The sequence below is a fragment of the Pirellulales bacterium genome, from assembly GCA_035533075.1.
Classification (GTDB): Bacteria; Planctomycetota; Planctomycetia; order Pirellulales; family JAICIG01; genus DASSFG01.
This window is the reverse complement of the sequence record DATLUO010000020.1, coordinates 1-3,521: the sequence shown is the minus strand read 5'-3', so window position 1 is coordinate 3,521 and position 3,521 is coordinate 1. Positions and strand designations below refer to the sequence as shown.

Sequence of the window (3,521 nt, the reverse complement as noted above, 5' to 3'; positions counted from 1 at the left end):
TGTGAGGATGCAGGAGATGGTTATTTGCTTCGAGTGGAAGCCTATGCGTAGTTTTGGGGAGCAATGATCCAAACTACATCGACGCGGGCGACGGTCACGTAAAGATTTGACGCGCCACCTCATCTCTCATCCCTCATCCCTCATCTCTCATCCCTCATCCCTCATCCCGTCCGTGACCGACAATCGCCCCAACCCCGACGCCGTGCTGGCCCAAGTGCAGGCGGAAGAAGCGCGCGCCGGCCGAGGCAAGTTGAAAATCTTCTTCGGCTTTTCGGCAGGCGTGGGAAAGACCTACACCATGCTCGAAACGGCCCGCCGCGACGTCTCCAGCGGACGCGACGTGTGGATCGGCGTGGTCGAGACGCACGGCCGCTCCGACACCGCCGCCCTGCTCTTGGGCATGGACATCATTCCGCTGCGCGAGATCGACTATCGCGGCGTCAAGCTCAAGGAGTTCGACCTCGACGGTGCCCGCGAGCGGCGTCCCGAACTGCTGGTCGTCGACGAGCTGGCCCACACCAACGCGCCCGGCAGCCGGCACGCCAAACGCTGGCAAGACGTCGAAGAGCTGCTGGCGGCGGGCATCGACGTTTATACCACCATGAACGTGCAGCACCTGGAAAGCCTCAACGACGTGATCGCCCAGATCACCGGCGTGGTGGTGCAGGAGACCGTGCCCGACGCCGTGCTGGAGAAAGCCGACGAGATCGAGCTGGTCGATCTGCCGCCGGAAGACCTGCTCGACCGCTTTCGCCACGGGCAGGTTTATGTGCCGGCGCAGGCCGAGCGGGCGCTGCAAAGCTTCTTTCGCAAGTCGAACCTGGTCGCCTTGCGCGAGCTGGCGCTGCGGCAGATGGCCGACCGCGTGAACGCCGACGTGCAACGGGCGCGGCTGGGCGGCGCGTCGCCGCAGGTCTGGCCCACGGCCGAACGCTTGCTGGTCTGCGTCAGCCCCAGCCCGCTCTCGCCGCGGGTGGTGCGCACGGCCAAGCGGATGGCCACCTCGCTGCGGGCAGACTGGATCGCCGCTTACGTCGAGCCGTCGGACCCTGAAGTGCTCGACGTCAAGGCCCGCCAGCGGCTGGCGCAGAACCTGCGCCTGGCCGAGCAGCTTGGGGCCGAGATCGTCACGCTGGCCGGCTCCAATCCGGCCGACGAGCTGCTGAGCTACGCCCGACAGCGCAACGTGACACGGATCGTCGTCGGCAAATCGGGACACCCGAGTTGGCGCCGGTTGTTCCGCGGCAACCTGATCGACGACCTGTTGCGCAACAGCCGCGAAATCGACATCCACGTCATTCACGGCGTCGAAGTGCCGGAAGGCAAGCCGCCCCCGCCCGAACAACACGTCATCGCCTGGCATCAATACGCGCGGGCCTTGGCGGTCGTGGCGGTCTGCGGTCTCGTCGATGCGGCCATCTTTCGGCTGAAGCTGGCCGAAGCCAACCTAGTGATGGTCTTGTTGCTCGGCGTCGTTTATTCGGCCGCGCGTTACGGCCGCGGGCCGGGCATTCTGGCCTCGATCGCCAGCGTGCTGCTGTTCGACTTCTTTTTTGTATTGCCGTATTTGACGTTCGCCGTCAGCGACACGCAGTACCTGCTCACCTTCGTGGTGATGTTCGGCATCGCGGTGTTGATCAGTACGCTCACGTCGCGCGTGCGCGAGCAGGCCCAGCTTTCGCGCGAGCGGGCCCGGCGCACCGAGGCACTGTTCCACATGAGCCAGCGTCTCACTGGACAGGTGGGAACGCACCAGTTGGCGGGCGTGGCGCTGCAGCAGCTTACGGCCATCTTTGCCGGCGACGTGGCGCTGTTTTTGCCCGACGAAGAAAAACGCCTGAAACTGGCGGTCGGCTCGCACGCCGACTTCGCACTGCGCGAGAATGAGGTAGCGGTGGCCCAATGGGTTTTTGCCCATCAGCAGCAGGCCGGGATGGGCACGAACACGCTGCCCAGCGCTCACGCGCTCTATTTGCCGCTGGTCGGATCGCAAGGATCGGTGGGCGTGCTGGCGATCCGGCCCGCCGACCCCGACCAACTGTTGATCTTCGATCAGCGGCAATTGCTGGAGACGTTCGCCAGCCAGATCGCCTTGGCGCTGGAGCGCGAGCAGCTTGCCGCCCAGGTGCAGGCGGTGCTGTTGCAGGCCGAAGCCGAGCGGCTGCGCAGCTCGCTGTTGGCTTCGGTCTCGCACGACCTGCGCACGCCGCTGGCGGTGATCACCGGCGCCAGCAGCAGCCTGCTTGAATCGGACGGCACGCTCGCGCCGGAGACCCGCCGCGAGCTGATTCAGACCATCTTCGACGACTCGAACCGTCTCACCCGGCTGGTCGACAACCTGCTCGACATGACGCGCATCGAGTCGGGCAGCGTGGTGCTGAACAAACAGCCGCACATCATCGAGGAGATCATCGGTTCGGCCCTGCGCCGGCTGGCCAAGCCGCTGACCGGCCGGCAGATCAAGACGCACTTGCCCGACAATTTGCCGCTGACGCCGCTCGACGAGATGCTCATCGAGCAGGTGCTCACCAACCTGTTGGAGAACGTGCAAAAGTACACGCCGGCCGGTTCGCCGATCGACATCAGCGCGTGGCCGCAAGAGGGGCAACTCATCGTGGAGGTGGCCGACCGCGGGCCGGGCATTCCCGACGACGAGCGCGACCTGATCTTCGAGAAGTTTTATCGCGGCCAGGCGGCGGCGGTCGACGGCCGGCGCGGCGCCGGGCTGGGGTTGGCCATCTGTAAGGCGATCATCACGGCGCATGGCGGGCGGATATGGGCCGAGAACCGCGCCGGCGGCGGCGCGCGGTTTTGTTTCAGCTTGCCCGTGGGAGCGGGAGAAGCTTTGTCGGCAAACAAAGCGTAACAGGATTTTGGATTTTCGATTTTGGATTTTGGATTGCTACAATCAACAATCCAAAATCCAGAATCCGCAATCCAAAATTGCAATATGCCATCCCCTCTCATTCTAGTCATCGAAGACGAAAGCCCGATTCGCAAGTTCCTGCGCGTGTCCTTGACGGGTGAGGAGTATCGAATCGAAGAGGCCGAGACCGGCAAGCAGGGCCTGACGATGGCCGCTTCACAGCCGCCGGACCTGGTGATCCTCGATTTGGGATTGCCCGACATGGATGGACTCGACGTGCTGCGGAGCCTGCGCGAGTGGCTGTCGGCGCCGGTGATCGTGCTGTCGGCGCGCGGGCAGGAACGCGACAAAGTGGCGGCCCTCGACGCGGGCGCCGACGACTATTTGACCAAACCGTTTGGCGTGGGCGAGTTGCTGGCTCGCGTGCGGGTCGCCTTCCGGCACACGGCCAGAGCGGGCGAAGGCAAGACCGACCCCAAGTTCGTGGTCGGCGAGTTGACCGTCGATCTGGCCGCGCGGCGGGTGTTTGTCGGCCAGCGAGAGATTCACCTCACTCCCTTGGAATACAAGCTGCTCACCGTCATGGTCCAACACGCCGGCAAGGTGTTGACGCACCGCTTCTTGCTCAAGGAAGTTTGGGGACCGGGCCAGGTGG

General features: G+C 64.5%; 2 protein-coding genes. Both read left to right on the top strand.

The window, feature by feature from the left end; translation table 11 throughout:
• Positions 1-172: 172 nt before the first annotated feature.
• Positions 173-2,866 carry a sensor histidine kinase KdpD gene (locus VNH11_01875; GenBank protein HVA45109.1) on the top strand — a complete coding sequence of 898 codons (2,694 nt, stop codon included), beginning with the start codon at positions 173-175 and terminating at the stop codon, positions 2,864-2,866.
• 84 nt (positions 2,867-2,950) lie between these two features.
• On the top strand, positions 2,951-3,521 hold a 571-nt coding region (locus VNH11_01870; protein HVA45108.1), incomplete at its 3' end, for a response regulator.